This window comes from Streptomyces kryoterrae, assembly GCF_054072135.1.
The window spans coordinates 4,660,736-4,685,505 of sequence record NZ_CM133358.1 but is presented as its reverse complement, the minus strand read 5'-3'; the positions used below and the strand labels follow the sequence as shown (position 1 = coordinate 4,685,505).

26 protein-coding genes and 1 riboswitch are annotated in these 24,770 nt (G+C 70.0%); of the genes, 11 read left to right on the top strand and 15 right to left on the bottom strand.

Annotation, left to right across the window (positions count from 1 at the left end; genetic code table 11):
- Window positions 1-49 precede the first annotated feature (49 nt).
- Window positions 50-991, bottom strand: a complete 942-nt coding sequence (locus ACW4TU_RS20130; protein WP_457429414.1) for an ROK family protein — start codon at window positions 989-991, stop codon at window positions 50-52.
- A gap of 134 nt (window positions 992-1,125) precedes the next feature.
- On the opposite strand from ACW4TU_RS20130, the gene ACW4TU_RS20125 reads away from it, so the two are divergent.
- The 3 genes from ACW4TU_RS20125 to otsB all read left to right on the top strand — a co-directional run bounded on the left by ACW4TU_RS20125 (window position 1,126) and on the right by otsB (window position 3,702).
- Window positions 1,126-2,388, top strand: coding sequence for an extracellular solute-binding protein (locus tag ACW4TU_RS20125; RefSeq protein WP_457429412.1), 1,263 nt, complete (start codon window positions 1,126-1,128; stop codon window positions 2,386-2,388).
- An 84-nt stretch (window positions 2,389-2,472) separates the two neighbouring features.
- Entirely contained in the window at window positions 2,473-2,706 is a 234-nt protein-coding gene (locus ACW4TU_RS20120; RefSeq protein ID WP_457429410.1) for a DUF3263 domain-containing protein, read from the top strand.
- A gap of 150 nt (window positions 2,707-2,856) precedes the next feature.
- A complete protein-coding gene (otsB, locus tag ACW4TU_RS20115) occupies window positions 2,857-3,702 on the top strand; it encodes a trehalose-phosphatase (protein ID WP_457429408.1) in 846 nt (281 codons plus the stop codon).
- Window positions 3,703-3,709: 7 nt separating this feature from the next.
- Here the strand turns inward: otsB and ACW4TU_RS20110 are convergent, their stop codons facing one another.
- On the bottom strand, window positions 3,710-5,122 hold the full coding sequence (locus ACW4TU_RS20110) for an alpha,alpha-trehalose-phosphate synthase (UDP-forming) (protein ID WP_457429406.1): 1,413 nt from the start codon (window positions 5,120-5,122) through the stop codon (window positions 3,710-3,712).
- 121 nt (window positions 5,123-5,243) lie between these two features.
- Entirely contained in the window at window positions 5,244-6,188 is a 945-nt protein-coding gene (locus ACW4TU_RS20105) for a glucosyl-3-phosphoglycerate synthase (RefSeq protein WP_457429404.1), read from the bottom strand.
- Window positions 6,189-6,354: 166 nt separating this feature from the next.
- Window positions 6,355-6,501, top strand: a riboswitch (SAM riboswitch).
- A 15-nt stretch (window positions 6,502-6,516) separates the two neighbouring features.
- On the opposite strand from ACW4TU_RS20105, the gene thrC reads away from it, so the two are divergent.
- The 6 genes from thrC to ACW4TU_RS20075 all read left to right on the top strand — a co-directional run bounded on the left by thrC (window position 6,517) and on the right by ACW4TU_RS20075 (window position 13,547).
- Complete coding sequence (thrC, locus tag ACW4TU_RS20100) at window positions 6,517-7,848, top strand: threonine synthase (RefSeq protein ID WP_457429403.1); 1,332 nt, start codon at window positions 6,517-6,519, stop codon at window positions 7,846-7,848.
- A 121-nt stretch (window positions 7,849-7,969) separates the two neighbouring features.
- Window positions 7,970-8,245, top strand: coding sequence for a MoaD/ThiS family protein (locus ACW4TU_RS20095; RefSeq protein WP_006382340.1), 276 nt, complete (start codon window positions 7,970-7,972; stop codon window positions 8,243-8,245).
- A gap of 452 nt (window positions 8,246-8,697) precedes the next feature.
- Window positions 8,698-8,904: a cold-shock protein gene (locus ACW4TU_RS20090; RefSeq protein WP_019057200.1), complete on the top strand. Its 207-nt coding sequence runs from the start codon at window positions 8,698-8,700 to the stop codon at window positions 8,902-8,904.
- A gap of 368 nt (window positions 8,905-9,272) precedes the next feature.
- On the top strand, window positions 9,273-10,901 hold the full coding sequence (gene groL / locus ACW4TU_RS20085; protein ID WP_189145221.1) for a chaperonin GroEL: 1,629 nt from the start codon (window positions 9,273-9,275) through the stop codon (window positions 10,899-10,901).
- Window positions 10,902-11,139: 238 nt separating this feature from the next.
- Window positions 11,140-12,264 carry an NADH:flavin oxidoreductase gene (locus ACW4TU_RS20080; protein ID WP_457429400.1) on the top strand — a complete coding sequence of 375 codons (1,125 nt, stop codon included), beginning with the start codon at window positions 11,140-11,142 and terminating at the stop codon, window positions 12,262-12,264.
- A gap of 143 nt (window positions 12,265-12,407) precedes the next feature.
- Window positions 12,408-13,547: a winged helix DNA-binding domain-containing protein gene (locus tag ACW4TU_RS20075; protein WP_457429398.1), complete on the top strand. Its 1,140-nt coding sequence runs from the start codon at window positions 12,408-12,410 to the stop codon at window positions 13,545-13,547.
- Between the two features lie 138 nt (window positions 13,548-13,685).
- On the opposite strand, the gene ACW4TU_RS20070 is transcribed toward ACW4TU_RS20075, so the two are convergent.
- The 10 genes from ACW4TU_RS20070 to ACW4TU_RS20025 all read right to left on the bottom strand — a co-directional run bounded on the left by ACW4TU_RS20070 (window position 13,686) and on the right by ACW4TU_RS20025 (window position 21,954).
- On the bottom strand, window positions 13,686-14,471 hold the full coding sequence (locus ACW4TU_RS20070; protein WP_457429396.1) for a class I SAM-dependent methyltransferase: 786 nt from the start codon (window positions 14,469-14,471) through the stop codon (window positions 13,686-13,688).
- 305 nt (window positions 14,472-14,776) lie between these two features.
- Window positions 14,777-15,058 carry an amidase family protein gene (locus ACW4TU_RS20065; protein WP_457429394.1) on the bottom strand — a complete coding sequence of 94 codons (282 nt, stop codon included), beginning with the start codon at window positions 15,056-15,058 and terminating at the stop codon, window positions 14,777-14,779.
- Window positions 15,059-15,278: 220 nt separating this feature from the next.
- Window positions 15,279-15,917: an RRXRR domain-containing protein gene (locus ACW4TU_RS20060; protein ID WP_457429392.1), complete on the bottom strand. Its 639-nt coding sequence runs from the start codon at window positions 15,915-15,917 to the stop codon at window positions 15,279-15,281.
- Window positions 15,918-16,143: 226 nt separating this feature from the next.
- The gene (locus ACW4TU_RS20055; RefSeq protein ID WP_457429390.1) at window positions 16,144-16,965 is read right to left on the bottom strand and encodes a hypothetical protein; all 822 of its coding nucleotides are present in this window, start codon (window positions 16,963-16,965) and stop codon (window positions 16,144-16,146) included.
- A 526-nt stretch (window positions 16,966-17,491) separates the two neighbouring features.
- The gene (locus ACW4TU_RS20050) at window positions 17,492-17,782 is read right to left on the bottom strand and encodes a DUF6355 family natural product biosynthesis protein (RefSeq protein WP_457429389.1); all 291 of its coding nucleotides are present in this window, start codon (window positions 17,780-17,782) and stop codon (window positions 17,492-17,494) included.
- 125 nt (window positions 17,783-17,907) lie between these two features.
- Window positions 17,908-18,504, bottom strand: coding sequence for a dihydrofolate reductase family protein (locus ACW4TU_RS20045; protein ID WP_457429387.1), 597 nt, complete (start codon window positions 18,502-18,504; stop codon window positions 17,908-17,910).
- Window positions 18,505-18,603: 99 nt separating this feature from the next.
- The gene (locus tag ACW4TU_RS20040) at window positions 18,604-19,194 is read right to left on the bottom strand and encodes a hypothetical protein (RefSeq protein WP_457430209.1); all 591 of its coding nucleotides are present in this window, start codon (window positions 19,192-19,194) and stop codon (window positions 18,604-18,606) included.
- A gap of 140 nt (window positions 19,195-19,334) precedes the next feature.
- Window positions 19,335-19,868 (bottom strand): GNAT family N-acetyltransferase, encoded by a 534-nt coding sequence (locus ACW4TU_RS20035; RefSeq protein ID WP_457429385.1) that lies wholly within the window; start codon window positions 19,866-19,868, stop codon window positions 19,335-19,337.
- A 38-nt stretch (window positions 19,869-19,906) separates the two neighbouring features.
- Window positions 19,907-20,854: an N-acetylmuramic acid 6-phosphate etherase gene (murQ, locus tag ACW4TU_RS20030; protein WP_457429383.1), complete on the bottom strand. Its 948-nt coding sequence runs from the start codon at window positions 20,852-20,854 to the stop codon at window positions 19,907-19,909.
- Window positions 20,855-20,964: 110 nt separating this feature from the next.
- Entirely contained in the window at window positions 20,965-21,954 is a 990-nt protein-coding gene (locus ACW4TU_RS20025) for a MurR/RpiR family transcriptional regulator (protein WP_457429381.1), read from the bottom strand.
- 56 nt (window positions 21,955-22,010) lie between these two features.
- On the opposite strand from ACW4TU_RS20025, the gene ACW4TU_RS20020 reads away from it, so the two are divergent.
- Both ACW4TU_RS20020 and ACW4TU_RS20015 read left to right on the top strand, forming a co-directional pair.
- On the top strand, window positions 22,011-22,415 hold the full coding sequence (locus ACW4TU_RS20020; protein ID WP_457429380.1) for a hypothetical protein: 405 nt from the start codon (window positions 22,011-22,013) through the stop codon (window positions 22,413-22,415).
- The gene (locus ACW4TU_RS20015; protein ID WP_457429378.1) at window positions 22,412-22,678 is read left to right on the top strand and encodes a DUF4031 domain-containing protein; all 267 of its coding nucleotides are present in this window, start codon (window positions 22,412-22,414) and stop codon (window positions 22,676-22,678) included. The genes ACW4TU_RS20020 and ACW4TU_RS20015 overlap by 4 nt, the downstream gene beginning before the upstream one ends.
- Window positions 22,679-22,719: 41 nt before the next feature.
- Here the strand turns inward: ACW4TU_RS20015 and ACW4TU_RS20010 are convergent, their stop codons facing one another.
- Together ACW4TU_RS20010 and ACW4TU_RS20005 are read right to left on the bottom strand one after the other, a co-directional pair.
- Window positions 22,720-23,814, bottom strand: a complete 1,095-nt coding sequence (locus tag ACW4TU_RS20010; protein WP_457429377.1) for a GNAT family N-acetyltransferase — start codon at window positions 23,812-23,814, stop codon at window positions 22,720-22,722.
- Window positions 23,815-23,854: 40 nt separating this feature from the next.
- Window positions 23,855-24,544, bottom strand: coding sequence for an HD domain-containing protein (locus ACW4TU_RS20005; RefSeq protein WP_457429375.1), 690 nt, complete (start codon window positions 24,542-24,544; stop codon window positions 23,855-23,857).
- Window positions 24,545-24,770: the final 226 nt, after the last annotated feature.

Below are 24,770 nucleotides of genomic sequence, written 5' to 3'. Positions count from 1 at the left end.
CCGGTGGGGGCTTGTCGCGCAGTTCCCCGCGCCCCTGGGTCGGGTGCCATCAGGGCGTTACCTCCGTGAGGTCGGTGGTGGTCAGGAGATCCCAGGCGAGCAGGCCCGCGCCCAGGCAGCCTGCCGTGTCCCCGAGGGCCGCGGGGGCGATGGCCGGAAGCTTCTGGAAGGTGATCCGTTCCCGCACCGCGATGCGCAGCGGTGTGAACAACGTGTCGCCCGCTTCCGCCAGACCGCCGCCGATGATCAGGGTGCGCGGGTCCAGCAGGGTGAGGGCGGTGACCAGGCCGTCGGCGAGGGCGTCGATCGCGCGCTGCCAGACCTGGTGGGCGCGCGGGTCGCCGGAGTCGACGGCTTTGGCGCAGTCCGCCGCGTCCGCGCCGGGGATGCCGGAGGCCTCGGCCCACGCCTCGCTCACCGCCGCCGCCGACGCGTACCGTTCCAGACAGCCGCGCTGGCCGCACGGGCACGGGGTCCCGCCGGGCCGTACGACGATGTGGCCGACCTCGCCCGCGAAGCCGTGCGCGCCCGCCTCCACCCGGCCGTCGACGCCGATCGCGCCCGCGATCCCGGTGCCGAGGGCGACGAAGAAGAAACGGTCGGCTCCCTGGCCGGCCCCGATCCGGCCCTCCGCGAGGCCGCCCGTACGGACGTCGTGGCCCAGGGCGACCGGCAGGCCGAGCCGTTCGGTGAGCAGGTCGCGCAGGGGTACGTCACGCCAGCCGAGGTTCGCCGCGTAGACGGCGAGGCCGCGTTCGGCGTCGACGATGCCGGGGACGGAGACTCCGGCGGCGGCGGCGCTCTCGCCGAGGTGGGCGAGGCCGTGGGCGCGCAGGTCGGCGGCGAAGCCGAGGATCGCCTCGACCACGGCGTCGGGGCCGCGCTCGCGTCCGGTCGCCCGGCGCGCCTGGTGGAGCAGAGCGCCGTCCGGCCCGATGAGGGCGGCTTTCATCGCGGTGCCGCCCACATCGAGGGCGATGACATGTCTCACGGGGACAGTGTGACCCGTTGACCCGGAAGAGGTCTAGTCCACTTACGTGGTGTAGACCTTATGGGTCAAGAGATTGAACGTACCAATGAACACGTATATGAACGTTCAGTGGCGATACAGGTGGAGTTACAGCAGTGCAGCGGCGTACGACAGGCATGATCGCGGCGGTGTCCGCCCTCGGGATGACGGCGGTACTCGGCGGCTGCGGAGGAGCCGGCTCGGGTGAGGTCACCCTGAAGCTGGTCGCCGCCGACTACGGCGACTCCGGCGTCAACAGCTCCCAGGAGTACTGGGACAACCTCGTCGAGGAGTACGAGGGCGCCCACCCGGATGTGAAGGTCGACGTCAGCGTCCACTCCTGGACCGACGTCGACCGCGAGGTCCGGGAGATGGTGGCCGCCGGTGACGCGCCCGACCTGGCGCAGATCGGCGCGTACGCCGACTACGCGGCCAAAGGCGAGCTGTACCAGGCCGACGAACTCCTCTCCATCCCGACGCAGGCCGACTTCGTCGCCCAGCTGGCCGATGCCGGAAAGGTCAGTCGTACCCAGTACGGCATGCCCTTCGCCGCCTCCACCCGCCTCCTCTTCTACAACAAGAAGCTCTTCACCGAGGCCGGCCTCACCCCGCCCACCACCTGGAGCGAGCTGGCCGCCGACGCCGCCGCGCTGAAGGAGGAGGGCGTGAAGTACCCGTACGCCCTCCCGCTGGGGCCCGAGGAGGCGCAGGCCGAGGCCATGCAGTGGCTGCTCAGCGGTGGCGACAGCTACACCAGCGAGGTCGGCACCTACGGCATCGACTCCCCGCAGAACATCAGGACGTTCACCTGGCTCAAGGACGAACTCGTCGACAAGGGCCTCACCGGCCCCGTCGCCCCCGGCAAGCTCAACCGGGCCGCCGCCTTCGCCGCCTTCGCGCGCGGGGAGGTCGGCATGCTCAACGGCCATCCCTCGCTGATGAAGATCGCGGCGGCCAGGGGGGTGGACTTCGGGATGGTGCCGATGCCGGGCAAGGAGGGCTCGACGCGGTCCGCGATGGGTGTCGCCGACTGGATGATGGCCTTCAAGAAGAACGGCCACCGCAGCGAGGTCGGCGACTTCCTCGACTTCGTCTACGACGAGAAGAACGTGCTCGCCTTCTCCCGCGAGTACGACCTCCTGCCGGTCACCTCCTCCGCCTCCAGGACGATGTCCACCGCCGCCCGGGACAAGGACCTCGCCCCCTTCCTGGAGGAGCTGCCGACCGCCCAGCTCTACCCGGTCGGCAAGACGTCCTGGGCACAGGTCAGCGCGGACATCAAGCAGCGGATCGGCACGGCCCTCGCCGCGAACGGCGACCCGGCGACGGTCCTCACCGGGCTGCAGAAGCAGGCCAACTCGGAGGAGAGGGCCGAGTAGGCCGTCAGCCGGAACATCCAGCAGACGACCACCGGAACCCGCTTACGAGTATCAATGTCAGTGGCGCGGGCTACGGTTTCTTCCATGGACGGGAAGCAGCTGGGGCGACGGGAACAGGACATTCTCGCGCTGGAGCGACGGGGGTTCGCGGGGCCGGGGGCGAAGGAGCGGGCGATCCGGGAGGAGCTGGGGTTGGCGCCGGTGCGGTATTACCAGCTGCTGAACGCGCTGCTGGATGACCGGCGGGCGCTGGAGTGTGATCCGGTGACGGTGAACAGGTTGCGGAGGGTGCGGGAGTCTCGGCGGGGGGAGCGGTAGGTGGCGTCGGGTTGTTTCGCCCCCGCCGCCCCTACCCGTCCCACCCTGTTCCTGGGGCTGCGCCCCCAGACCCCCAACGGCCCTGAACGGGCCTCGTCCTCAAACGCCGGACGGGCTGAATAATGCGGGTCGGCCGATAGGGTCTAACCCATGGACTCCCTGCCTACGCCCCTGACGCAGGCCGGCCGGGACGGGCTTGACGCCGTCCTCTCTCAGCCTGCCGGTGCCGTCGTCGTCCTCGACTTCGACGGGACCCTCGCTCCTATCGTGGCCGACCCCGAGCAGGCCCGCGCCCACCCCGACACCATCCCCGCCCTCGTCGCCCTCGCCCCCAGCGTCGCCTCCGTCGCCGTCCTCACCGGACGCCCCGCCGGTGTCGCGGTCCGGCACGGCGGTTTCGCGGGCGTGCCCGGTCTGGAGCACCTCGTCGTCCTGGGCCACTACGGCACCGAACGCTGGGACGCCGTGACCGGCACGGTCAGCGCCCCCGCCCCGCACCCCGGCGTCGCCGCCGTCCGTGCCGAACTGCCCGGATTCCTCGAACGGTTCGGCGCCTGGCAGGGCACGTGGATCGAGGAGAAGGGCCGGGCCGTCGCCGTGCACACGCGGCGCGCGGCGGACCCGCAGGCCGCGTTCGAGGCCCTGCGCGAGCCCCTCGCCGACCTGGCGACCAGGCACGGCCTGATCGTCGAACCCGGGCGCCTCGTGCTGGAGCTGCGCCCACCCGGCATGGACAAGGGCGTCGCCCTGGAGGAGTACGTCCGCGAGACCGGCGCCACCTCGGTCCTCTACGCCGGCGACGACCTCGGCGACCTCCCGGCGTTCGCGGCGGTGGAGAAGCTCCGCCAGAACGGCGTCCCGGGGCTCCTGGTGTGCAGCGGCAACAGCACCGAGGCGGTGACGGAACTGGCGGAGCGCGCCGACCTTGTCGTCGACGGCCCCGCCGGCGTCGTACACCTGCTCCACGTCCTCGGGCAGGCCGTCGTCAGTCGTTAGGCATTGGTCATTCGTCGTTGAGCGCGTTCAGCTGGTCCAGGAACCACTGGGCCGGCGGGAGCGCGGTCGCCGCCGCGGCCAGCCGCTTCGTGCGCTCCGCGCGTTCGCCGGCCCCCATGTTCAGGGCCTCCTCCAGCGCCCGCGCGGTCTGCGACACGTCGTACGGGTTCACCACGATCGCGTCCTCGCCCAGCTCCTCGTACGCCCCCGCCTCCCGTGACAGCACCAGCGCGCACCCCTCGTCGGAGACCACCGGGATCTCCTTGGCCACCAGGTTCATACCGTCGCGGATGGGGTTGACGAGGGCCACGTCGGCGAGGCGGTAGGCGGCCAGGGAGCGGGCGAAGTCGTCCTTGACGTGGAGGACGACCGGCGTCCAGGTCGCTGTTCCGTACTCCTTGTTGATGGTGTCCGCCACCCGCTGCACCTCGGCCGTGTAGTCGCGGTAGACGGCGAGATCCTGCCGGGAGGGGTAGGCGAACGCCACATGCACGACCCGCTCCCGCCACTGCGGACGGTCCTCCAGCAGCTGCCGGTAGGCCAGCAGCCCCCGCACGATGTTCTTCGACAGCTCGGTACGGTCCACCCGCACGATCGTCCTGCGGTCGACCCCGCCGATCTCCGCCCGCAACCCGGCCATCCGCTCCTCGACGTCCGGTTCGTGCGCGCGCCTGCGCAGGAAGTCCGCGTCCGCGCCCAGCCCGTGCACCCCGATCCGCGTGTCACCGACCCCGCCGACCAGGTCCGTACAGCAGGCGGTGAACGCGTCGGCCCACCGCCGGGTGAGGAAGCCGAGGCGGTCCGCGCCGAGCATGCCGCGCAGGAGCTGCTCGGAGATGTCGTACGGCAGCATCCGGAAGTAGTCCGCCGGTGCCCACGGCGTGTGCGAGAAGTGGCCGATACGCAGGTCGGGGCGCAGTTCGCGCAGCATGCCCGGGACCAGGCTCAGGTGGTAGTCCTGGACGACCACCGACGCGCCCTCGGCCGCCTCGGCCGCCAGTGCCTGGGCGAACGCGCGGTTGTAGGCCTCGTACGACGCCCACTGGCGCCGGAACTCCGCGTCGAAGACCGGCTCCAGCGGGGTCTGGTACAGCATGTGGTTCACGAACCACAGCACCGAGTTGGCGATGCCGTTGTACGCGTCCTCGTGCACGTCCGCCGGGATCGCGAGCATCCGTACGCCCGCCTCGCCCTCCCCGCGCCGCACGGCCTCGCGGTCGCCGTCGCCGAGGGCCGAGCAGACCCACAGGGAGTCCGCGTCCGACCCGATCGCCGACAGACCGGAGACCAGCCCGCCACCGCCGCGCCGGGCGTGCAGGGAACCGTCCTCACGGATCTCGTACGTGACCGGGCCGCGGTTGGACGCGACCAGCACTCGGTAGGAACCCTGCGTACCCTGCACACCCTGCGTCGAAGCCATACGCCTCAACCTAGCCCGGCCCGGAAACACTCAAACGTACACACGTACGCCCCGGCCGTATACAAACCCGCACAGAACCCGTTCAGAGCCCGTTCAGAGCCCGTACGGAACCTGTGCCGGCCTAAGCGGCCTTCCTCCTCGCGTACTCCGCGACGTCCACCATCGGCGGCCGTTCCTCCGTGTCCACCGAGTACGTACGCGGCTCGAAACCGTCCTCTCCGCGCTCGAACTGGGTGATCGAGGGGCGGATCAGATGGCCCCGGGCCAGCCGGAGCTGCGCGGTGCGGTAGATCGCGGCGGACATCCGGCCCAGGGCCCGGCCGTCCTGGTGGCGGTGCTTGCGCACACCCACGTCGACCTGTGCCAGCGCGTCCAGGCCCACCAGGTGCAGGGAGTCGATCAGCATGCCCAGCTCCACGCCGTAGCCGACGGGGAACGGGAGCTGTTCGAGGAGCGAGCGGCGGGCCGCGTACTCGCCGCCGAGCGGCTGGACGAAGCCGGCCAGCTGCGGCCAGTGCATGTTGAGCAGGGGGCGGGCCATGAGTTCCGTCACGCGGCCGCCCTGGCCGGCCGCCTGGCCGAGCGGGCGGTCGTACATCGCCTTGACGAGGTCGACACCGGGGTCCGTGAGCAGCGGGCCCACGATCCCGGAGACGAAGTCCGACGAGAACTCCTTCAGGTCCGCGTCGATGAAACAGACGATGTCCCCGCTGGTGACCAGGAGCGAGCGCCACAGCACCTCGCCCTTGCCCGGCACGGCCGGGATGCGCGGCAGTATGTCGTCGCGGTGGACGACCCGGGCGCCCGCCGCGGCGGCCACCTCGGAGGTGCGGTCGGTCGACCCCGAGTCGATGACGACGATCTCGTCGACGAGCGGGACCTTCAGCATCAGGTCGCGGCGGATGACGGCGACGATCTCGCCTACCGTCTCCTCCTCGTTGAGCGCGGGCAGTACGACACTCACCGTGGCGTTCGAGGAACGCTTCGCGGCGAGGATCTTCTTCAGCGGGCGGTCGCCAACGGACCAGGAGCGGGTGTTCAGCCAGCGCTCGACGTCTTCCAGCACGTTGCGGCTCTCCCTTACGTTCCATGGGGGGAAGCGCGAGCGATCTTCTATCTCGCGGTTCGGACGGCTCCCACCACCATCCAAGCCTTCGGTTACAGTCTTGAACAACGCGGGTGACCATCGCATGTCCGAGGTCATCGGCGTTCACAACCTCACAACTTCATACCGCTCATCCAGAGGGGCAGAGGGATACGGCCCGATGAAGCCCCGGCAACCCTCCAGCCGATCTTGTCGCAGTCATGTGGCGAGGCTCCCGGCTCGGGAAGGTGCCAAATCCGTCTCATGGCGAAACGCGTCGTGAGGAAGATGAGGAAAGGGCTTCGCCTCCATGGCTGCGCAAACTGCTCTGAGCACCGAGAGCACCACTTCCGGCTCCGTCACCACTGACTCCGTCACCCCTGTCGATCTCGGTCCCGCCGTGGCGCTCTCCTGCCGCGAATGCGGCCACCGGGTCCCCCTCGGTCCGGTGTTCGCCTGCGAGGAGTGTTTCGGCCCGCTGGAGATCGCCTACGACTTCGGCATCCATTCGGCGGCCGACACCGAGGAACTCCGCAAGCGCATCGAAGCGGGACCCGCGAACATCTGGCGCTACGCGCCCCTTCTGCCCGTCCCCGCGAACGTCGCCGAGAAGCCGAACATCAACCCCGGCTGGACCAAGCTCGTCAAGGCCGACAACCTCGGCCGCGAGCTGGGTGTCGACCCCGGCAAGCTCTTCGTCAAGGACGACTCCGGCAACCCGACCCACTCCTTCAAGGACCGGGTCGTCGCCCAGGCCATCGAGGCCGCGCGCGCCTTCGACTTCACCACCCTGTCCTGCTCCTCCACGGGCAACCTGGCCGGTGCCGTCGGCGCCGCCGCCGCCCGGGCCGGTTTCCGCTCCTGCGTGTTCATCCCGCACGACCTGGAGCAGGGCAAGGTCGTCATGGCCGCGGTGTACGGCGGCGAGCTCATCGGCATCGAGGGCAACTACGACGACGTGAACCGCTTCTGCTCCGAGCTGATCGGCGACCCGGCCGGCGAGGGCTGGGGCTTCGTCAACGTCAACCTGCGCCCGTACTACGCGGAGGGAAGCAAGACCCTGGCGTACGAGATCTGCGAGCAGCTCGGCTGGCAGCTGCCCGACCAGCTCGTCGTGCCCATCGCCTCCGGGTCGCAGCTCACGAAGATCGACAAGGGTCTCCAGGAGCTGATCAAGCTCGGGCTGGTCGCCGACAAGCCGTACAAGATCTTCGGCGCCCAGGCGGAGGGCTGCTCACCGGTGTCCGTGGCCTTCAAGGCCGGGCACGACGTCGTACGGCCGCAGAAGCCCAACACCATCGCCAAGTCGCTGGCGATCGGCAACCCGGCGGACGGGCCGTACGTGCTGGACATCGCGCGGCGGACGGGCGGGGCGGTGGAGGACGTGAACGACGAGCAGGTCGTCGACGCGATTCGCCTGCTCGCGCGTACGGAGGGGATCTTCGCGGAGACCGCCGGTGGTGTGACCGTGGGTGTCGCGAAGAAGCTGATCGAGAACGGCCTGCTGGACCCGACCCTCACGACCGTCGTGCTCAACACCGGTGACGGTCTCAAGACGCTGGACGCGGTGGCCGATACCGGGTTGACCGCGACGATTCGGCCCAGCCTTGAGTCGTTCCGGGAAGCTGGGCTTGGTCAGTAGGTCGTTGTTCGTCCGCGGGGCCGTGGGGCCGTGGGGGCCGGTCGCGCCCACGCGGCGGTAGCCGCACATGCGGCACAGCCCCGCGCCCCTGAGCCCGTATCCCTTGACCGGAGGTTTCATCGTGAGCGTCAGTGTCCGCATCCCCACCATCCTGCGTACCTACACCGGCGGGCAGGCCGAGGTGGCTGCCGAGGGTGGGACCCTCGGCGAAGTGATCGCCGATCTGGAGAAGAACCACACCGGGATCGCCGCCCGGGTGCTCGACGATCAGGGGAAGCTGCGGCGCTTCGTCAACGTGTACGTCAACGACGACGACGTCCGCTTCGAGCAGGGGCTGGAGACGGCGACGCCGGACGGTGCGGGTGTGTCGATCATCCCGGCCGTCGCCGGCGGCTGAGACCCGTTGATACCCGCCAGTAGTAACCGTCGGTAACATCGATTACCGAGAGTTCATCGAATTGCCCCCTCCGTAAGAGAAGCGGAGGGGGCAATTCTGTATGGTTGAGCGCGGTACAGTTGGGGAAGCCGCACCACTTCGCTCGTCACACGCGTATTAATTCCTGCCGTGCACCCAACGAGAAGTAGCCAAAGTGTGCAGGCCTTTTGCGTTTTTTGTTCACTTTGTGGGGCCCGGCTTGCCCTGAATCCGCGTGAATTCTCCGCATATTTACTGACCTGGTGTGCCCGGATTTCTCGTCCGATTGACCTGTTGCAGAGGGCAGTTGGACAGATACATTCGGCCGCGGTCGACGCGTTCCGGCGCACACCTCCACCGGTTGGGGGGGTGAGGTCTGACCCGGATTCGCGAAGTGCGGATCCGTGCAAGGGCCAGTAATAGGGGAGTTAGGCATGGCTCAGGGCACCGTCAAGTGGTTCAACGCGGAGAAGGGGTACGGCTTCATCGCGGTCGACGGTGGTGCGGATGTTTTCGTCCACTACAGCGCGATTCAGATGGACGGCTACCGCACCCTCGAGGAAGGTCAGCGGGTCGATTTCGAGATCTCGCAGGGCCAGAAGGGGCCGCAGGCGGACATGGTCCGTCTGGCGACCAGCTGAAGCAACGCGCCGGCGCACCGCAAGCGACGTTCTTCTTCCTTCGTTGAAGGATTCGATGGGCTCGTACCTCGTGGGACCTCACGGGGTGCGGGCCCATCGGCATGTCTGTCTCCGTGGCTGTCGGCGTGGCTACCGGCCCGTAGGCGCCCCCCTGTTCACCTGCGGATCTTCGAGAGCGGCTTGCACTCGGCAGGGGCGAGTGCTAATCATTGGCGTTAGCACTCTGAAGGTGAGAGTGCTACCGAAGGACCGAGTGGGTGAGGCCCGCAGGCCAGGTGGTGCAAGGAATCACCGAGGCAGGCAGGCCGTCCGTCGCGGGCGCCAGCGCGGTCCGGAGCATCCACCCCTGTCCGGGAGGACCACTTCACATGGCCAAGATCATCGCGTTCAACGAGGAGGCACGGCGCGGTCTCGAGCGCGGGATGAACCAGCTCGCCGACGCCGTCAAGGTCACCCTCGGCCCCAAGGGCCGAAACGTCGTCCTCGAGAAGAAGTGGGGCGCCCCCACGATCACCAACGATGGTGTTTCCATCGCCAAGGAGATCGAGCTCGAGGACCCGTACGAGAAGATCGGCGCCGAGCTGGTCAAGGAAGTCGCGAAGAAGACGGACGACGTAGCCGGCGACGGCACGACGACCGCGACTGTCCTGGCCCAGGCGCTGGTCCGTGAAGGACTGCGCAACGTGGCCGCGGGTGCGAACCCGATGGCGCTGAAGCGCGGTATCGAGAAGGCCGTCGAGGCCGTCTCCGGTGCCCTGCTCGACCAGGCGAAGGAGGTCGAGACCAAGGAGCAGATCGCTTCGACCGCCTCCATCTCCGCCGCCGACACGCAGATCGGCGAGCTCATCGCCGAGGCGATGGACAAGGTCGGCAAGGAAGGCGTCATCACCGTCGAGGAGTCCCAGACCTTCGGTCTGGAGCTGGAACTCACCGAGGGCATGCGCTTCGACAAGGGCTACATCTCGGCGTACTTCGCGACCGACATGGAGCGCATGGAGTCGTCGCTCGAGGACCCCTACATCCTCATCGCCAACTCCAAGATCTCCTCGGTCAAGGACCTGCTCCCGCTCCTGGAGAAGGTCATGCAGTCGGGCAAGCCGCTGCTGATCATCGCCGAGGACGTGGAGGGCGAGGCGCTCTCGACCCTGGTCGTCAACAAGATCCGCGGGACCTTCAAGTCCGTCGCGGTCAAGGCTCCGGGCTTCGGTGACCGCCGCAAGGCGATGCTGAACGACATCGCGATCCTCACGGGTGGCGAGGTCATCTCCGAGGAGGTCGGTCTCAAGCTCGAGAACACCTCCCTGGACCTCCTGGGCCGTGCGCGCAAGGTCGTCATCACCAAGGACGAGACCACGATCGTCGACGGCGGCGGCTCTGCCGACCAGGTCGCCGGCCGGGTCAACCAGATCCGTGCCGAGATCGAGAACTCGGACAGCGACTACGACCGCGAGAAGCTCCAGGAGCGCCTGGCGAAGCTCGCCGGCGGTGTTGCGGTCATCAAGGCCGGTGCCGCCACCGAGGTCGAGCTCAAGGAGCGCAAGCACCGCATCGAGGACGCCGTTCGCAACGCGAAGGCGGCCGTCGAGGAGGGCATCGTCGCCGGTGGTGGCGTGGCCCTGCTGCAGGCCTCCTCGGTCTTCGAGAAGCTCGAGCTGACGGGTGACGAGGCGACGGGCGCCAACATCGTGCGTCTCGCCCTGGAGGCCCCGCTCAAGCAGATCGCCGTCAACGGTGGTCTCGAGGGCGGCGTCATCGTCGAGAAGGTCCGCAACCTTCCCGTCGGCCACGGCCTCAACGCCGCGACCGGTGAGTACGTCGACATGATCGCCGAGGGCATCATCGACCCGGCGAAGGTGACGCGCTCCGCGCTGCAGAACGCCGCGTCGATCGCCGCGCTCTTCCTCACCACCGAGGCCGTCATCGCCGACAAGCCGGAGAAGGCCGGTGCCGGCGCGGGCGCCGGTGGCGGCATGCCGGGCGGTGACATGGACTTCTGATCGACCTCTGGTTGATCACCGTCCTTCGTACCGAGGGCGGCACCCTTCTCCTTACGGGGAGGGTGCCGCCCTCGGGCGTTTGCGGGACCTCCGAGGTCGCGGCGCGCACAGTGGCGGGGATCACAGCAGACATCCCCGGCGGACCGGAATGGAGGACCGGAGGACCGGAGTTGATGCACATGCAAGCAATTGCATCTACACCTCCGCTCATCTCCCGTCCCTCCCAAGGAGCCCCCACGTGACAGCCCCCGCCCAGACCTCCCGCGCGGCCCAGATCCTGTCCCGCCCCGTCACGCTGAACGGCCTGACCGTGCCGAACCGGATCGTGATGGCGCCGATGACGCGCAAGTTCTCGCCCGGTGGGGTACCCGGCGAGAACGTTGCCTCGTACTACTCGCGCCGCGCGGGCGCCGGGGTCGGTCTGATCGTCACCGAGGGCACCTACGTCGGACACGAATCCGCCGGTGACAGCGACGGCGTCCCCCGGTTCCACGGCGAGGAGCAGCTCGCGGGCTGGGCGAAGGTCGCCGACGCCGTGCACGCGGCGGGCGGGAAGATCGTGCCGCAGCTGTGGCACATCGGCATGGTCAGGGAGGCCGGGCAGCCCCCGTTCGCCGACGCCCCGCCGGTCGGCCCGTCCGGTCTGCGGCTGGACGGCACCGCCGGTGCGGGCAAGGAGATGACGCAGCAGGACCTGGACGACGTCATCGACGCGTTCGTCGAGGCCGCGGTGGCCGCCGAGCGCATCGGCTTCGACGGGGTCGAACTGCACGGCGCCCACGGCTATCTGCTCGACCAGTTCCTGTGGTCCACCACCAACCGCCGCACGGACGCGTACGGGGGTGACCTGGTCGCCCGTACGAGGTTCGCGGCGGAGATCGTGGCCGCGGTACGCGGGGCGGTGTCCGCGTCGTTCCCGATCCTCTTCCGTTACTCGCAGTGGAAGTCGGGCGCCTTCGACGCGCGCCTCGCCGAGACCCCCGAGGAGCTGGAGTCGGTCCTGACCCCGCTCGCGGCGGCCGGCGTCGACGCCTTCCACGCCTCCACGCGCCGCTACTGGCTCCCGGAGTTCGACGGCTCGGACCTCAACCTGGCCGGCTGGACGAAGAAGCTCACCGGCAAGCCCACGATCACCGTCGGCTCGGTCGGCCTCGACGGCGACTTCATCAACGGCTTCGCGGGCGAGGGCTCCCCGGTCAAGAGCATCGACGACCTCCTGGACCGCCTGGAGAACGAGGAGTTCGACCTCGTCGCGGTCGGCCGCGCTCTGCTCCAGGACCCGGAGTGGGCGGCGAAGGTCCTGGAGGACAGGACGGGCGAGCTGAAGGCCTACGAGGCGTCGGCGCTGGGGTCGTTGAGCTGATCTCCGGCTGAACTGTGCCGCCGGCGGCCGGCGTTTGCCCGCCACCCGGCACCACGGACACACGCCGAAGCCCAGGTCCGGTTCCCCGGCCTGGGCTTCGGCGCCCGCGTCCGTGTGTGGGAGGGGGCGGCATAATCTGGGGCGTGATCCTCACAGCGCGTCAGCTCGCCCTGGCCACCTTGGACCGCCAGCTCCTGCTCGAACGTCAGCGCCTTGATGTGGCGGAGGCGGTCCGCCGGGTCTGCGCTCTGCAGGCGCAGACACCGGCGTCGCCGTACCTGGCGTTGTGGAACCGCTTGCGGGATTTCGAGCCCGAGCAGCTCGACGCGGCGTTCGCGGACCGCAGGATCGTGAAGGCGACCCTCATGCGGATCACCCTGCACGCCGTCCACGCCGAGGACTACGCGGCCTACCACGCCGCCATGCTGAGCACTCTGCGGGCGTCGCGGGTGTACGACCGCCGCTTCACCTCGACAGACCTGACCCACGCAGACGCCGACGAACTGCTCCCGGAGCTTGCCGAGTTCCTGGCGCGACCCCGTACGGGCGCCGAGGTGGAGGAGGAGGTCACGGCGCGGTTCGGCGAGCGGGCGCACCGCGTGTGGTGGGCGCTGCGGACGTACGCGCCGATACATCACGTTCCGACCGGCGGCCCGTGGTCGTTCACGCAGCCGAACACCTACCTCGCCTCCCCCACTGCCCCCGGGTCCGCGACACAGGACGCGGCAACCGGGGTGCGGCGGCTGTTGCTCGCCTACCTGCGGGGGTTCGGGCCTGCGTCGGCTCAGGATTTCGCCCGGTTCACCTTGTTGGGGCGCCCGGTGATAACTCAGGCGCTGCACGAGCTCGGCGACCAGGTGGTGCGGGTGGCGGGTCCGGGCCGCGCCGCCCTGTTCGACCTGGCAGGGGCAACCGTGCCTGACGAGGACACCCCGGCGCCGCCGAGGCTGCTGCCGATGTGGGACAGCACGCTGCTGGCCCACGCCGTCCCCGGGCGGGTGATGCCCCTGGAGTACCGGCCGCTGGTCGTCCGGCGCAACGGCGACATGCTGCCCTGCCTGCTCGTCGACGGGCAGGTCGCCGGAGTGTGGCGCGCAGTCGACGGCGGGCTGGAACTGACCACCTTCCGCAAACTCGGCAAGGCCGAGTGGCAAGGTCTGACGGAGGAGGCGGAGAGGCTGTCCTCACTGCTCACCGACCGCGACCCAGCTGTCTACCGGCGCTACGGACACTGGTGGGACAAGGGGTTTCCCGGTGTCGAGAGCAAGATGGTCAAGGGCTGACCGCTCCGCCCGGACGACGGTCACCGTCGGCTCGGTCGGCCTCGACGGCGACTTCATCAGCGGCTTCGCGGGCGAGGGCTCCCCGGTAGGAGCACCGACGACCTCCTGGACCGCCTGGAGAACGAGGACGACCGACGCCTACGCGCCGTCGTGGACGGGGCCACCGTCGCCTGACACAGCCGCACCCCGACGGAACAACGCGGTCCACAGGAACGTCAAGCCGAACAGCGCTGACTCAGGGGGTTCCTCGCGCATGCGGCGCAGTTCGACCTCTACCAGGTCAGAGAAGATCCAGCGCAGCGATTCGGGTGTGTAGGCGAGGCCGCCCTGCAGCTCGCGTTCACGGTAGAGGTCAGCGTCGGTGAGTTCCGACCCCATTCCCGCATCGCCGGCGGCGAAGCTGGTGAGTGCGAGGTGGCCGCCAGGGGCGAGGACGCGGTCGAGGAGCGCCAGATAGCTGACCCGGCGGTGAGGCGGTAGGTGGTGGAAGCACCCTGAGTCGACGACCAGGTCGTACGGGCCGCTCAACTCGTTGGCAGGGAGCGCGAAAGCGTCACCGCACATGAAGCGGATGTCGACTCCGGCCTCGTGAGCCCGGTCCTCACCCCAGGCGACGGCAACGGGAGAGAGGTCGACTGCGTCCACCTCGAAGCCGCGCGCTGCGAGGTACAGAGCATTGCGGCCCGGCCCGCACCCCAGGTCCAGGGCTCGACCGGGAGCAATCAGGCCCTGGTCGAGGTAGGCGGCCAGGTTCTCGTCCGGCTTCGCCGCGAAGAACGGGACGGGCCTTGACCGGTCGGCGTAGAAGTGGTCCCAGAAGTCCTTGCCGTCGCCGGTCGCCGAGCGGCCGGCCTCGGACTGAGATGTGAAGAGTGCGTCCAGGAGCGCGAGAACGTCCTCGACGGTGCGTACGGTCCGGTCCATCCGGCCCCCTTTCGACCGAGATCGATGATAGGAACGGCGGGGATTAAAGGCCAGGTCAGACGGCATATGGTGATGGGTGGAGCGGGCTGCTGCGGCCCCCTGGGCAGGCGGGGAAGGAACCCTCCAGACCTCGACCCGGCATTCGCCCAAGCACCCATCAGGGGGCAGGAAGGGGCCATCCTCGGCCGGGCCGGGGAAACTATTTCGACAGGTTTTCCAGCGGTGCTGCAGGGCGAACGTTGTCCGGCGCACCACACCAGATCTCGACCGTCCTTACCGATCTGGCTCGGGAAGAGCCGCCGCGCTCAGCTGAGGGGCGCGCGGCGATCGATCCACGGGTGCGCGGGCTCAAGGGCGCGGGACACCTGGAGCAGGAGGTCCTCCCGCCACGGTGCGGCGACGATCTGGATGCCGACGGGCAGGCCGGTGGCGTCGTCGTGGTGGAGGGGGAGGGAGATCGCCGGTTGGCCTGTCACGTTGAACAGTGACGTGAACACGGCCATCGGGTAGCTGTTCAGCAGTGCTGTCAGTGGATCGTCGTCGGTGCCTGCCCGCCAGGCACCGACGAGTGGCGGGAGGCCTGCCATCGTGGGTGTGACCAGGAGGTCCGCGCCACCGCGTCAGCCGCGGTGGCCGCGGCCTTGCGGACGTCGATCGTCGGCCCGGTGGCAGAAGGCGTTCAGCCGGGGATCGAGCTCGTCCATCCGCTCGAGACAGCAATCGGCCACCTCGACCGGGCTCACTCCTTTCGGCGTATGGCCGCGGCGAGTTCGACGGCTGATGTGAACGGGTCGATCGACGAGCGTGTCACGAGTGGTCCCTCCGGTCCGGGGTGCTTACCGAGGACGTCAGCGTGTCGGGACTCGGGCATCGCGTCTTGGACGAATGTCGCCTAGCCTGACGAACATGCGATCCGCCGAGTCGGCTCAGGACGCTGCGGCGGTGTGGGACATCGCCACCCCCTCCGGGCCCTTCGGCCGGGTGCGGTTGAGGAAGCGGGGGTGCGCGGTAGCGCAGGTTGCGGGTACGCCTGCCCCGCCGGTAGGCGGATCGCTGCTCCAGCTTCTTGCTGATCGCGGCGCCCCGGTGGTCGAGCTGGACCGCGAACCGGCCCCGGCGCTCACCGTCCCGGGCGGTGAACACAGCCAGGCCGGTGTGCTTGGAGCCGGGGTCGATGCCCAGCTCGACACCGTCGACCTCCGAGGCGTCGGCGGTGCGGTCCTTCAGACGGATCACGAACGGTGTGTGCCGGGCGACGACCGCACGGCCGGATACCAGGAGCTTGCGGGCCCTGGCGGGGCTGGTGGGCTGCAATGGTGTGCCGTGCTTGTCCAGGACGAACACGGCACGGTCGGCCTCACGGCCGGGCTCCCGGACCTGATGGTCCGGGGTGACGCCACCGGCAGCAGGTGCACTGCCCGTGATCTCCCCTCGCACATGTCCCACACCGGATGCCTTGCCTCGTCCGAGCCCCGTTTCGTCCCTGATCCCGGGGTTGTCTGCTGACTCGAATTCCAGAGCCAACTGCTGAGGAAGCACAGCTGGGTGGGTCTTCTGTCCTGCGTGGAACGTAGCCAACTTCGGTCACCTCCATATCAGTTGGCTGGTGCTGGTAACAGCGGGCCATCAGCCGGTCGGGCTGAAAGCCCCCGCTCTCAGACGGAGGATCCCGTTACACGAGTGTCCTTTCCTGCCGCTTATGTGCCATCGCAGCGCGAATCTCTGCCGCACGGGCGTGGATTGTCGGTGCGAGCGGGGGCGCATCGCGGTGAGCGAGGGCGCACTCGCCCCGGCACTCCCCACACACGCCCCCCGCCAGCGCCTCCGCCCGCCCCGGCACGCCGCACTTCGCGCACTCCAGCATCCGCAGCGGTGGCCGTACGGCGACGGGCTCCGGCGGGAGCTTGCTGGTCAGGCGCCTGCGGATCAGACCGGCCGGGTGGTGGACCGGGGTAGGCAGGCCGGCGGTCACGGCGTGCCGTACGGATTCCTCGTTCGCCCCTCGCTCGAACCACTCCGCGACCAGCGGGGCCAGCGCCGCACAGTCCGCCTCGGAGAGGGACAGGGCGGCCGTGCTACGGCCGAGGGCGGCGAGCAGGATGAACGCGCGGGAGCGGGTCGGACGGCGGCCCGGTTCCTCCGGCGACTCCGCCGGTACGTCTCCCCGCGTGAACGCCGCCCACCAGTCGTCGCCTCGTGCCGTGCGGGTGAACCACGTTCGGGTGATCCAGAGTTGGCTGCCCGTGCCGGTCAGGTGTTCGCGCCCCCGGCGCAGGTGGCCCGCCTGGTGGAGGTTGTTGAGGGTCGTGCGGAGCGCGCACTGGCCGTACGGGAGGTGCTTGGCCAGCGTCTTCACGGAGATGTCGGCCCCGCCGGGCAACCGGTCGATGTACGCCGCGACCGCTGCCTCGCGCGGCGGCAGATGTTCGAAGTCGTGGTTCGTGCGGGGGCGTTGGTCGGGGGCGTCGCGCTTGCCGTAACCCGGATTCGCCATCGGGTGAGGCGGGGTCGTGTGCGCGGGCAGGACGGCACCACTAAAGTTGGCTTCAGCCACGGGATCGCTCGCTCTTTTCGATCTCGGAGGTCAGACCCCCGCAGGTGTTCCAGCACCTGGCGGGGGTTGTTTGTTTGCTATTTCGGCACGCTAGCTCCTCGTGACTCTGCGTGGCAAGCCGAACGCGTCAAGTCAACACGCAGGGAGGGTGGGTGGGTTGAGGCCCACCACCCAATCCTCAGAAAGAGGGCTCGATGCCCGAATCCCGAAGCTCAGGGCGGGTCGGGTAGAGCTGAGGACGCTCAGGGCTTGAGGTTCCCGACGAACGCCGACCACGCCTCCGCCCGGGACGCGAGCTTCGGGTCTTGCGGGTTCGGGACTGTCCGCCGGAGGCGTTGCGCGAGGCGGCGCCCGGGGATGTGCTGCGGGCTCGGCGGTGAACCTGGAGGGGCGGCTGCCTTGAGGCGGCGGGCGGGTGATCCGGCCCGGGACGAGGTCGGGCCGGATCGGCTGAGCCGAGGTCAGGTCAGCAGGTGCGGCCGACGTAGAACGCACCGTCGATCTTGCTGCTGCTGCCGAGCCAGGTATCGCCGGGGAGCACGCACTTCTCGTAGTTCGGGCCCCACACCTCCACCTCGATCACGATGTGTGAGCCGTCGCCCGTGCAGTGGTTGTAGTACGCGTCGCTGCCCGTCTCGTAGAACCCGCAGGGGTTCGCGGCGGCGGTGGCCGCCGGGGTGGCGACGGCGAGCACCAGGGCGCTGGTCAGGGGGCCGACGACGGCGAGGGCGGTGGTCAGGAAGCGGCGGACGTTCAAGGATGGTCTCCCGCGAAGGAATGATGCGGAGCGATGATGCGGACACCCGCAGCATTGACGATCACCGGCCGCTGATCCGGCCACATTGCCTCGGACGAGGGACCTGGTTCACCCGGTCGTGTGGATCAAGGTTTGCGGTGCGTCCGGCTGACCCGGTAGCGCAGGTGCAGCACCCGGTCGCCCTGGATCACCGTGTGCGGGTCGTCGAGCAGATGCCGCGCGTCCGTCGCCCCGAAGTAGCGCTTGCCCGAGCCGAACACGACGGGTACGACGTCCATCGCCACCTCGTCCACCAGGCCGAGGGCGAACGCCTGCCCGCCGACGTCGCCGGCCGACACGGCGACCGTGCGGTCCCCGGCGAGTTCCCTGGCCTTCGCGATCGCCCGCGTCACGTCGTCGACGAAGTGGTACGACGCCTCGGGGTGCCACCCGTCGGGCCGGGGCCGGTGCGAGACGACGACCACGTGCTCGCCGGCCGGTGGCTTCCCCTCCCAGCCGTTGGTGGTGTCGAACAGGTGGCGTCCGATCACCGTCGACCCGATGCCCGCCCACATCGGCTTGACGTACGCGGCCGAGGGCTGCGAGATCTTGAAGGCCACGTTCTCCGCGTCGAGCGGAACGTCGCCGTTGCCGTACCAGTCGAACAGGGGACCGACCTGGTCGTCCGCGTCGGCGATGAAACCGTCCACGGAAACGACGGCGTGCATGACCACGGTGCTCATCACAGCTCCTACGGGTTCAGAGTGCGGCTGTCACACCCTTGGACCTGGCCCGCTCCCGAAACTCATCGCTCCTTGTCGCGACTCATCGCTGTGCCGGGCTCACAGGTTCCCCATCGGCTCGATGTCCACCTTCCTCGGTGTGCCCCAGATGCGCAGGACCTCGTAGTCGGTGAACTCGTGGACCAGGCGGTAGGCGATGCCGGGGCGGGGGGCGCGGCGTTCGGCGGAGAGGTAGCGCTCGGCCTCCTGGCGGTCGCGGCGCGGGGTGCCGCAGAGCTGCCAGTTCTGGCCGGTCCACACCTCGGGGATCCAGCGCTGCTGGGACTCGGGGCGGTCGGCGCGTACGCCGTAGCGGGACATCGTGCGCTCGGGGGGCGCCGTGTCCGGGTCCGCGTGGCGGGCCTGCGGGTAGGTGCCGTTCTGCTGGGAGCGGCGGGCGCTGCGGCGGCGCGTCTCGCAGAGCAGGCAGAGGTCGCCCGCGCTCTCGTCGACCGGGCCGTTGGGGTGCTCGGCGCAGCGGGTCGTGGGCGCCGCCCCGGCCACCGTGTCGTCCAGGATCGCCAGGGCCCGCTTCAGGTCGGCCTTGATCTCGTGCAGCTTCGTGTCGGCGGTGTCTCCGCTGAGCGCGTCCCCGTGCTCGCCGAGGACACGCAGGGCTCGCCCGAGGGCGGTCAGCTGGGCGTGGTTCACGGTCATCGTCCCTTCGGCGTGCGGGCATACCTGCATGTGTATGGGCGTGCGTTGCGCTGGGCGCGCAGCGGTCTCAACCGTCGCACACGCCACTGACAACGCGGGCGCGAGTGCGGGTATGCCGACCGACCGGTTCGGGCCTACGCCTCGAACTCCGTCAGGTCGATCGCGTGTACGAGCAGCTGGTGGCCGTACACGGGGTGTGTCGTGTCCCGTTCCTCCGTCAGCCCCAGCTTGCGGATGATGTTCTCGGAGGCGTCGTCGCCCCCTCGGCTGATGCTGATCACGCGGTCGAGGCCGCGGTCCTGGAGGGCGAACTCCAGGGTGGCGTGGGCGGCCTCGGAGGCGTATCCCTGGCCCCAGAACTGGGAGCCGAGCAGCCAGCTGATCGCGACGTCGTGCGCCACCTCCGGCAGGAAATCGGGCACGGACAGGCCGACAGCGCCGATCAGTTCACCCGAGGCGAGCAGTTCGACGGCGAAGAGACCGAAGCCCTCCTCGTCCCACTCCTCCTCCCACCGCTCGATGGCCTCCGCCGTGTACTCCAGGTCGCGCACCGAACCGTCGTCGATCCAGCGCATGACCTGGGAGTCCGCGAGGATCTCCGACAAGGGCACGAGGTCGTCGTCGGTCCAGCGGCGGAGGAGAAGGCGAGGGGTGTGGATCTCGGTCATGGCGCCCATCCTGCCCGACCCGCGAACGGGTGAGTGAATCAGTGGGGTGCCGCCGCCAGTGCCGCGCGCAGGTGGCCGTCGTTCTCCGCGAGGAGGCGGGCGGCTGTCGCGCCGTCGACCGAGCCGAGGACGACGAGGATCGCGTTCTTCGTCTCCCCGTCCGTCGCCGCGAGCGCCGCCTCGATCTCCTCGTCGCCCGCACCGGTCGCCAGGGCGACGATCCGGCGGGAGCGGGCCCGGAGCTTCTCGTTCGACGCCCGTACGTCGACCATCAGGTTCCCGTATGTCTTGCCGAGCCGGATCATCGTGATCGTCGACAGCATGTTGAGGACGAGCTTCTGGGCCGTGCCCGCCTTGAGACGCGTCGAGCCGGTCAGCAGCTCGGGCCCGACGACGACCTCGATGCCGTGGTCGGCCGCCGCGGCGAGCGCGCTGTGCGCGTTGCAGGACAGGCCGATCGTCAACGCGCCCAGCGCGCGGGCGTGTTCGACGGCGCCGACCGCGTACGGCGTACGGCCGGACGCCGAGACGCCGACCACCGTGTCCAGGGCGCCGACGCCGAGCGCGTCGAGGTCACCGGCCGCCAGCTCCTTGGAGTCCTCGGCGCCCTCGACGGAGGTGACCATGGCCTCGGGGCCGCCCGCGATCACGCCGGTGACCTGCGCGGGGTCGGTGTTGAAGGTGGGCGGGCACTCGGAGGCGTCCAGTACGCCGAGCCTGCCCGGGGTACCCGCGCCCGCGTAGACCAGTCGGCCTCCGCGTGCCATCCGGGCGGCCAGGGCGTCGATCGCGGCGGCGATCTCGGGGAGCCGTTCGGCGACGGCGGCCGGGACGGTCGTGTCCTCGGCGTTCATCAGCCTGGCGATGTCGAGGGTGGGAAGCTGGTCGATCTCGGCCAGCTCCGGGCGGAACGCCTCGGTCGTCAGCGACTCCAACTCCTCTTTCAGGGCGCGGTGGTTGGAGGAGGCGTCAGCGGTTGAGGTCATGGCGTGCGGCTCTTTCGGATCTTCCGGTACGACGCTGTGACGGTGCGGCTACCGGTGTTGTGGCTGTCGGTGTGCGGCCCGGACGGGGAGGCGCCCGGGCGCGGGCGGGCCTAGCGGCGTGCTGTCGTGCCGCTGTTGCGCGGGGTGTGGCGATGGGCGAGGGCCTCGTAGGAGGCGGAGAGCGCGGGGGCCGCCGTCTCGTACGTTCGCTGCGCCACGCCTATGAACAGGCAGTCCACGACCAGGAGTTGGCTGGTGCGGGACGACATCGCCGCCGGGCGCAGCTCGCTCTCGCGGGCCGTGGAGGTGGTCAGGATGTGGTCGGCGTACTGCGAGACGGGCCCGTCGGGCCGCCCGGTGATCGCGACGGTCGTGGCCCCGCGCTCGAAGGCGACGCGCAGCGGCTCGATGACGTCCCCGGTCGACCCGGAGTGCGTGATCGCGACGGCGACGTCCTTCGCGCGCAGCTGCACGGCGTTGGTCACGGCGAGGTGCGGGTCGCTGTGGGCGTGCGCTATCAGCCCTATGCGCAGCAGCTTCTGGGTGAGGTCCTGGGCGACCAGACCGGAGGCGCCGACGCCGTAGATGTCGATGCGACGGGCGGCGGCCAGCGCGCCGACGGCGGCGGACAGCTGGGCCATGTCCAGCCCGGCGGCCGTGTCGGCGAGGGTCTGCTGCTCGTCGTACGCCAGTTTCGCCACGACGTCGGCGATCGGGTCGTCGACCGCTATGTCGGCGGTCACGGCGGGGGAGCGCCCCGACTGCTGCTGGGCGGCCAGGCCCGCGAGGGCGAGGCGCAGGTCGCGGTAGCCGGGGTAGCCGAGCAGCCGGGACGTACGGACGACCGTCGCCTCGCTGGTGCCGGTGAGCTCGGCGAGGCCGGTGACCGTGAGCGCCGCGCAGCCGGCCGGGTCGGCGGCGACCGCCTCGGCGACGCGCTGCATGGAGCGGGTCATGGAGGGCGCAAGCGTCCGCACCTTGGCGGCGAGGGCGGCGGGCGCGGGCGGGGTGACACCCGGCCCACCCGTTCCACCGGTTCCACCAGCTCCACGGGCTGTGCCCGCTGCTGCTCCGAAAATTTCCTTCACGTCTCGGCTCACATGATGAAAGATATTTTCCATTCGGACGTACGGTCAAGAGTGCGCACAATGGGTGCATGACCCCCACCGGCGACCCCGACGCCCCCATCACCCGCCTGGAGCAGGCGTTGCACGCGGCACGCGCCCTCGTCCTCGCCGACCTGGCCGCGCGCGAGGTCGCCGAGGCGGATGTCGTCTCGATGGTCGAGGAGTCGGTCGTACAGCGCCGCTGGTGGGTCGAACAGTGGCCGGACGGTGCGGACTTCGTGACCGGGCTGGTCGCCCAGGACGTCCAGGACGCCCTGCTGGAGACATACGGCCGCTGGCCCCTGTGCCCGGTCTGCGGCGGCGGCGATCCGCACGCGCTCGAGGTGGAACCGGAGTTGGGACCCGATCCGCAGTGGGTGTGTCACAAGGCGGGGGTGCGGGTCTCGGCGGTCGGGCGGCTGGACTCCGCCTCGGGCGGGACGGCGTCGTCGTGACGATCTACATCGACCCGCCGGTCTGGCCCGGGCACGGCCGCCTGTGGTCACACCTCGTGAGCGATGTCTCGTACGAGGAACTGCACTCGTTCGCCGACGGGTTGGGGGTACCCGCGCGGGCCTTCGAGCGCGACCACTACGACATTCCGTCGCATCGGTACGGGGATGTGGTGGCCGCCGGGGCGGTCGAGGTCAGCAGCCGCGAGGTGGTGCGGCTGCTGCACGGGGCGGGGCTGCGCAGGCGGAAGAAGGCGGACCGGTAGGACCGGCCGGGTCGTCCCGGTCGGCCTGGTGGGCTTGGTCGTCAGCCGCGCAACTCGTAGGCCTGGAGGCCTTCTTCGTCGGGTTCCGCGCTCACCGGCACGAATCCCGCGCGGGCGATCACTCCCTGGGACGCGGTGTTGTGCGGCTCGATCGTCGCGAACAGGGACCGTACGTCGGCCCGGGCCAGCGTCCATTCCGCCAGCGTGCGCAGCGCCTCCGTGGCGTAGCCGTTGCCGCGGGCGGCTTCCGCGAGGTCGTAGCCGACCTCGGCCTTGCCCTCCTCGTCGGGGGCGCCGTGGAAACCCATGCCGCCGACCGCGCGGTCGTCCTCCCGCCGCACGAGCACGAACAGGCCGAACTCCGGGCGGTGTACGCCCGCCTCGTACGCCTTCGTCGTCATCCCGGCGGCCTCCCGCGTGCCCTCGAAGGGGCCGCCCTCGATCCAGTCGAAGCCGCCGGTGCCGCCCGCGCTCAGATCGGCGGCGGCGGCCGGGTTGACGCCCTCCAGACGGAGGCGTTCGGTGTCGAGGACGATGTTGTTGGTCCAGTGCCACTCGGTGAGTCGGGCGCGGCCGGGGAGGTCGGCGCGGCCGGTCGCCCAGAGCAGGTTCTGCCAGTGGTCCGGGCCGGGCTGGACGTGCGGGAAGATCCGGGTGAGGACGAACTCCGCGAGATGCGCGGGCGCTTCGTACGGCAGCCCCAGGCCCTCGGCCATGTCGTGGGTGTGCAGCAGCACTTCGGCGATGCCCATCGCGGCGAAGCCCTCGCGGTTCGCGCTGCGGAAGGGGTACGGGTGGAAGCCGCGCGCGTCACGGGGGGCGGTGCGGACGGCGGCGGTGAGCAGGGCGCCGGTCGTCGTGAGGACGTCGACGATGCCCGCGTTGTCGGCGGCGTCCAGACCGTCCTCACGGCCGTCGATGGTGATGTCGAAGGGCGTGTAGGCGCTCTGCGCCCGCCCCGCCAACTGCCCCGCGTACGCGATGAGGTCGCTGGCGACGTGCTCGGCCGTCCGTCGGCAACTCCACTCCAGCCGCCCCGCGTTGATCTCCGCCCAGTCGCGGTCCAGCGCCTGCCGCAGCAGCGCCACCGCGCTCGCGACAGCCTCGTCCACTTCGTTCCCGCCCGTGCTCAGCATGCGGTGAGGATAGGGGGTGGGGTGCGGTGACGGACACGGATTAAACCGGCCCCGAGTCCGTTTCGAGCCAGGTCAGCTCCGCCGTGATGTTGGCGCGCGCCGGCTCCTCCCAGTGCCGCGTGCCGTACGGCGTCCGGAACAGCTGTGGCAGGGCGAGGAGTTGGCGCAGCACCGCGGCCCGGCCTTCCCGGAAGGCGTCCGCAGGGACGAAGGCGTACTCCTCGCGTACGGCCGCCGTGTACGCGGTGTACGTGTCCTGGGACGCGGCCAGGATCGCGAGGTCCGCGTCGCACAGGACCTCGCCGTTGCGGTCGCCGGGCGCGGGGGCGTGGGTGACGGTGAGGCGGACCAGCCGGGCCACCTCCGCGGTGCCTGCCGGGGAGACGCCCGCCTCGGGGAGGGCCCGCTCGGCCAGCCGGGCGGAGCGCTCCTCGTTCTCGGAGCGGTCCGGGGCGTACACGACGTCGTGGAACCAGGCGGCGAGGCGGACCAGGGCGGGGTCGTCCGCGTACCCGGCCTCAGCCAGTACGTCGATGTGGTCCAGGACCGCGGTGAGGTGGGTGAGGGTGTGGTAGCGGCGCTGGGGTTCCTGGTAGCGGGCGAGGAGGTTGTCGGCGTAGGGGGTGGGGTCCGGGTCGGGGGTGAGGCTGTTGGCGGGGGTGGCGCGGGCTGCTTCCAGGGTCTGGGTCCAGCGGGCGCGGAGGTCGTCGAGGTCGGCTTGATCGGGCATGCGGGCATTCTGCCGTCCGCGTGGGTCGGAGTGGGGGTGGTGCTGCGGTGAGTGACGGGGGCTGGGCTCGGGCGTACTCTTGGATTGGACTAGACCTGTAGTCGTTCCAGTCGTTCCAGTCGTTCCAGTCGTTCCAGTCGTTCCAGTCGTTCCAGTCGTTCCGATCGTTCCGATCGCTCAAATGTGTATCCACGGGAATCCAAGGAAATCCAAGGGAAGGGGTCCG

Coding starts and splice junctions, on each gene's coding strand:
- thrC (WP_457429403.1), top strand. CDS start 6,517: ATGGCTGCGCAAACTGCTCTGAGCACCGAGAGCACCACTTCCGGCTCC.
- ACW4TU_RS20035 (WP_457429385.1), bottom strand. CDS start 19,868: ATGACCGAGATCCACACCCCTCGCCTTCTCCTCCGCCGCTGGACCGAC.
- ACW4TU_RS20005 (WP_457429375.1), bottom strand. CDS start 24,544: ATGCCCGATCAAGCCGACCTCGACGACCTCCGCGCCCGCTGGACCCAG.
- ACW4TU_RS20065 (WP_457429394.1), bottom strand. CDS start 15,058: ATGGCAGGCCTCCCGCCACTCGTCGGTGCCTGGCGGGCAGGCACCGAC.
- otsB (WP_457429408.1), top strand. CDS start 2,857: ATGGACTCCCTGCCTACGCCCCTGACGCAGGCCGGCCGGGACGGGCTT.
- ACW4TU_RS20045 (WP_457429387.1), bottom strand. CDS start 18,504: ATGAGCACCGTGGTCATGCACGCCGTCGTTTCCGTGGACGGTTTCATC.
- groL (WP_189145221.1), top strand. CDS start 9,273: ATGGCCAAGATCATCGCGTTCAACGAGGAGGCACGGCGCGGTCTCGAG.
- ACW4TU_RS20090 (WP_019057200.1), top strand. CDS start 8,698: ATGGCTCAGGGCACCGTCAAGTGGTTCAACGCGGAGAAGGGGTACGGC.
- ACW4TU_RS20120 (WP_457429410.1), top strand. CDS start 2,473: ATGGACGGGAAGCAGCTGGGGCGACGGGAACAGGACATTCTCGCGCTG.
- ACW4TU_RS20020 (WP_457429380.1), top strand. CDS start 22,011: ATGACCCCCACCGGCGACCCCGACGCCCCCATCACCCGCCTGGAGCAG.
- ACW4TU_RS20055 (WP_457429390.1), bottom strand. CDS start 16,965: ATGGCGAATCCGGGTTACGGCAAGCGCGACGCCCCCGACCAACGCCCC.
- ACW4TU_RS20010 (WP_457429377.1), bottom strand. CDS start 23,814: ATGCTGAGCACGGGCGGGAACGAAGTGGACGAGGCTGTCGCGAGCGCG.
- ACW4TU_RS20070 (WP_457429396.1), bottom strand. CDS start 14,471: ATGGACCGGACCGTACGCACCGTCGAGGACGTTCTCGCGCTCCTGGAC.
- murQ (WP_457429383.1), bottom strand. CDS start 20,854: ATGACCTCAACCGCTGACGCCTCCTCCAACCACCGCGCCCTGAAAGAG.
- ACW4TU_RS20110 (WP_457429406.1), bottom strand. CDS start 5,122: ATGGCTTCGACGCAGGGTGTGCAGGGTACGCAGGGTTCCTACCGAGTG.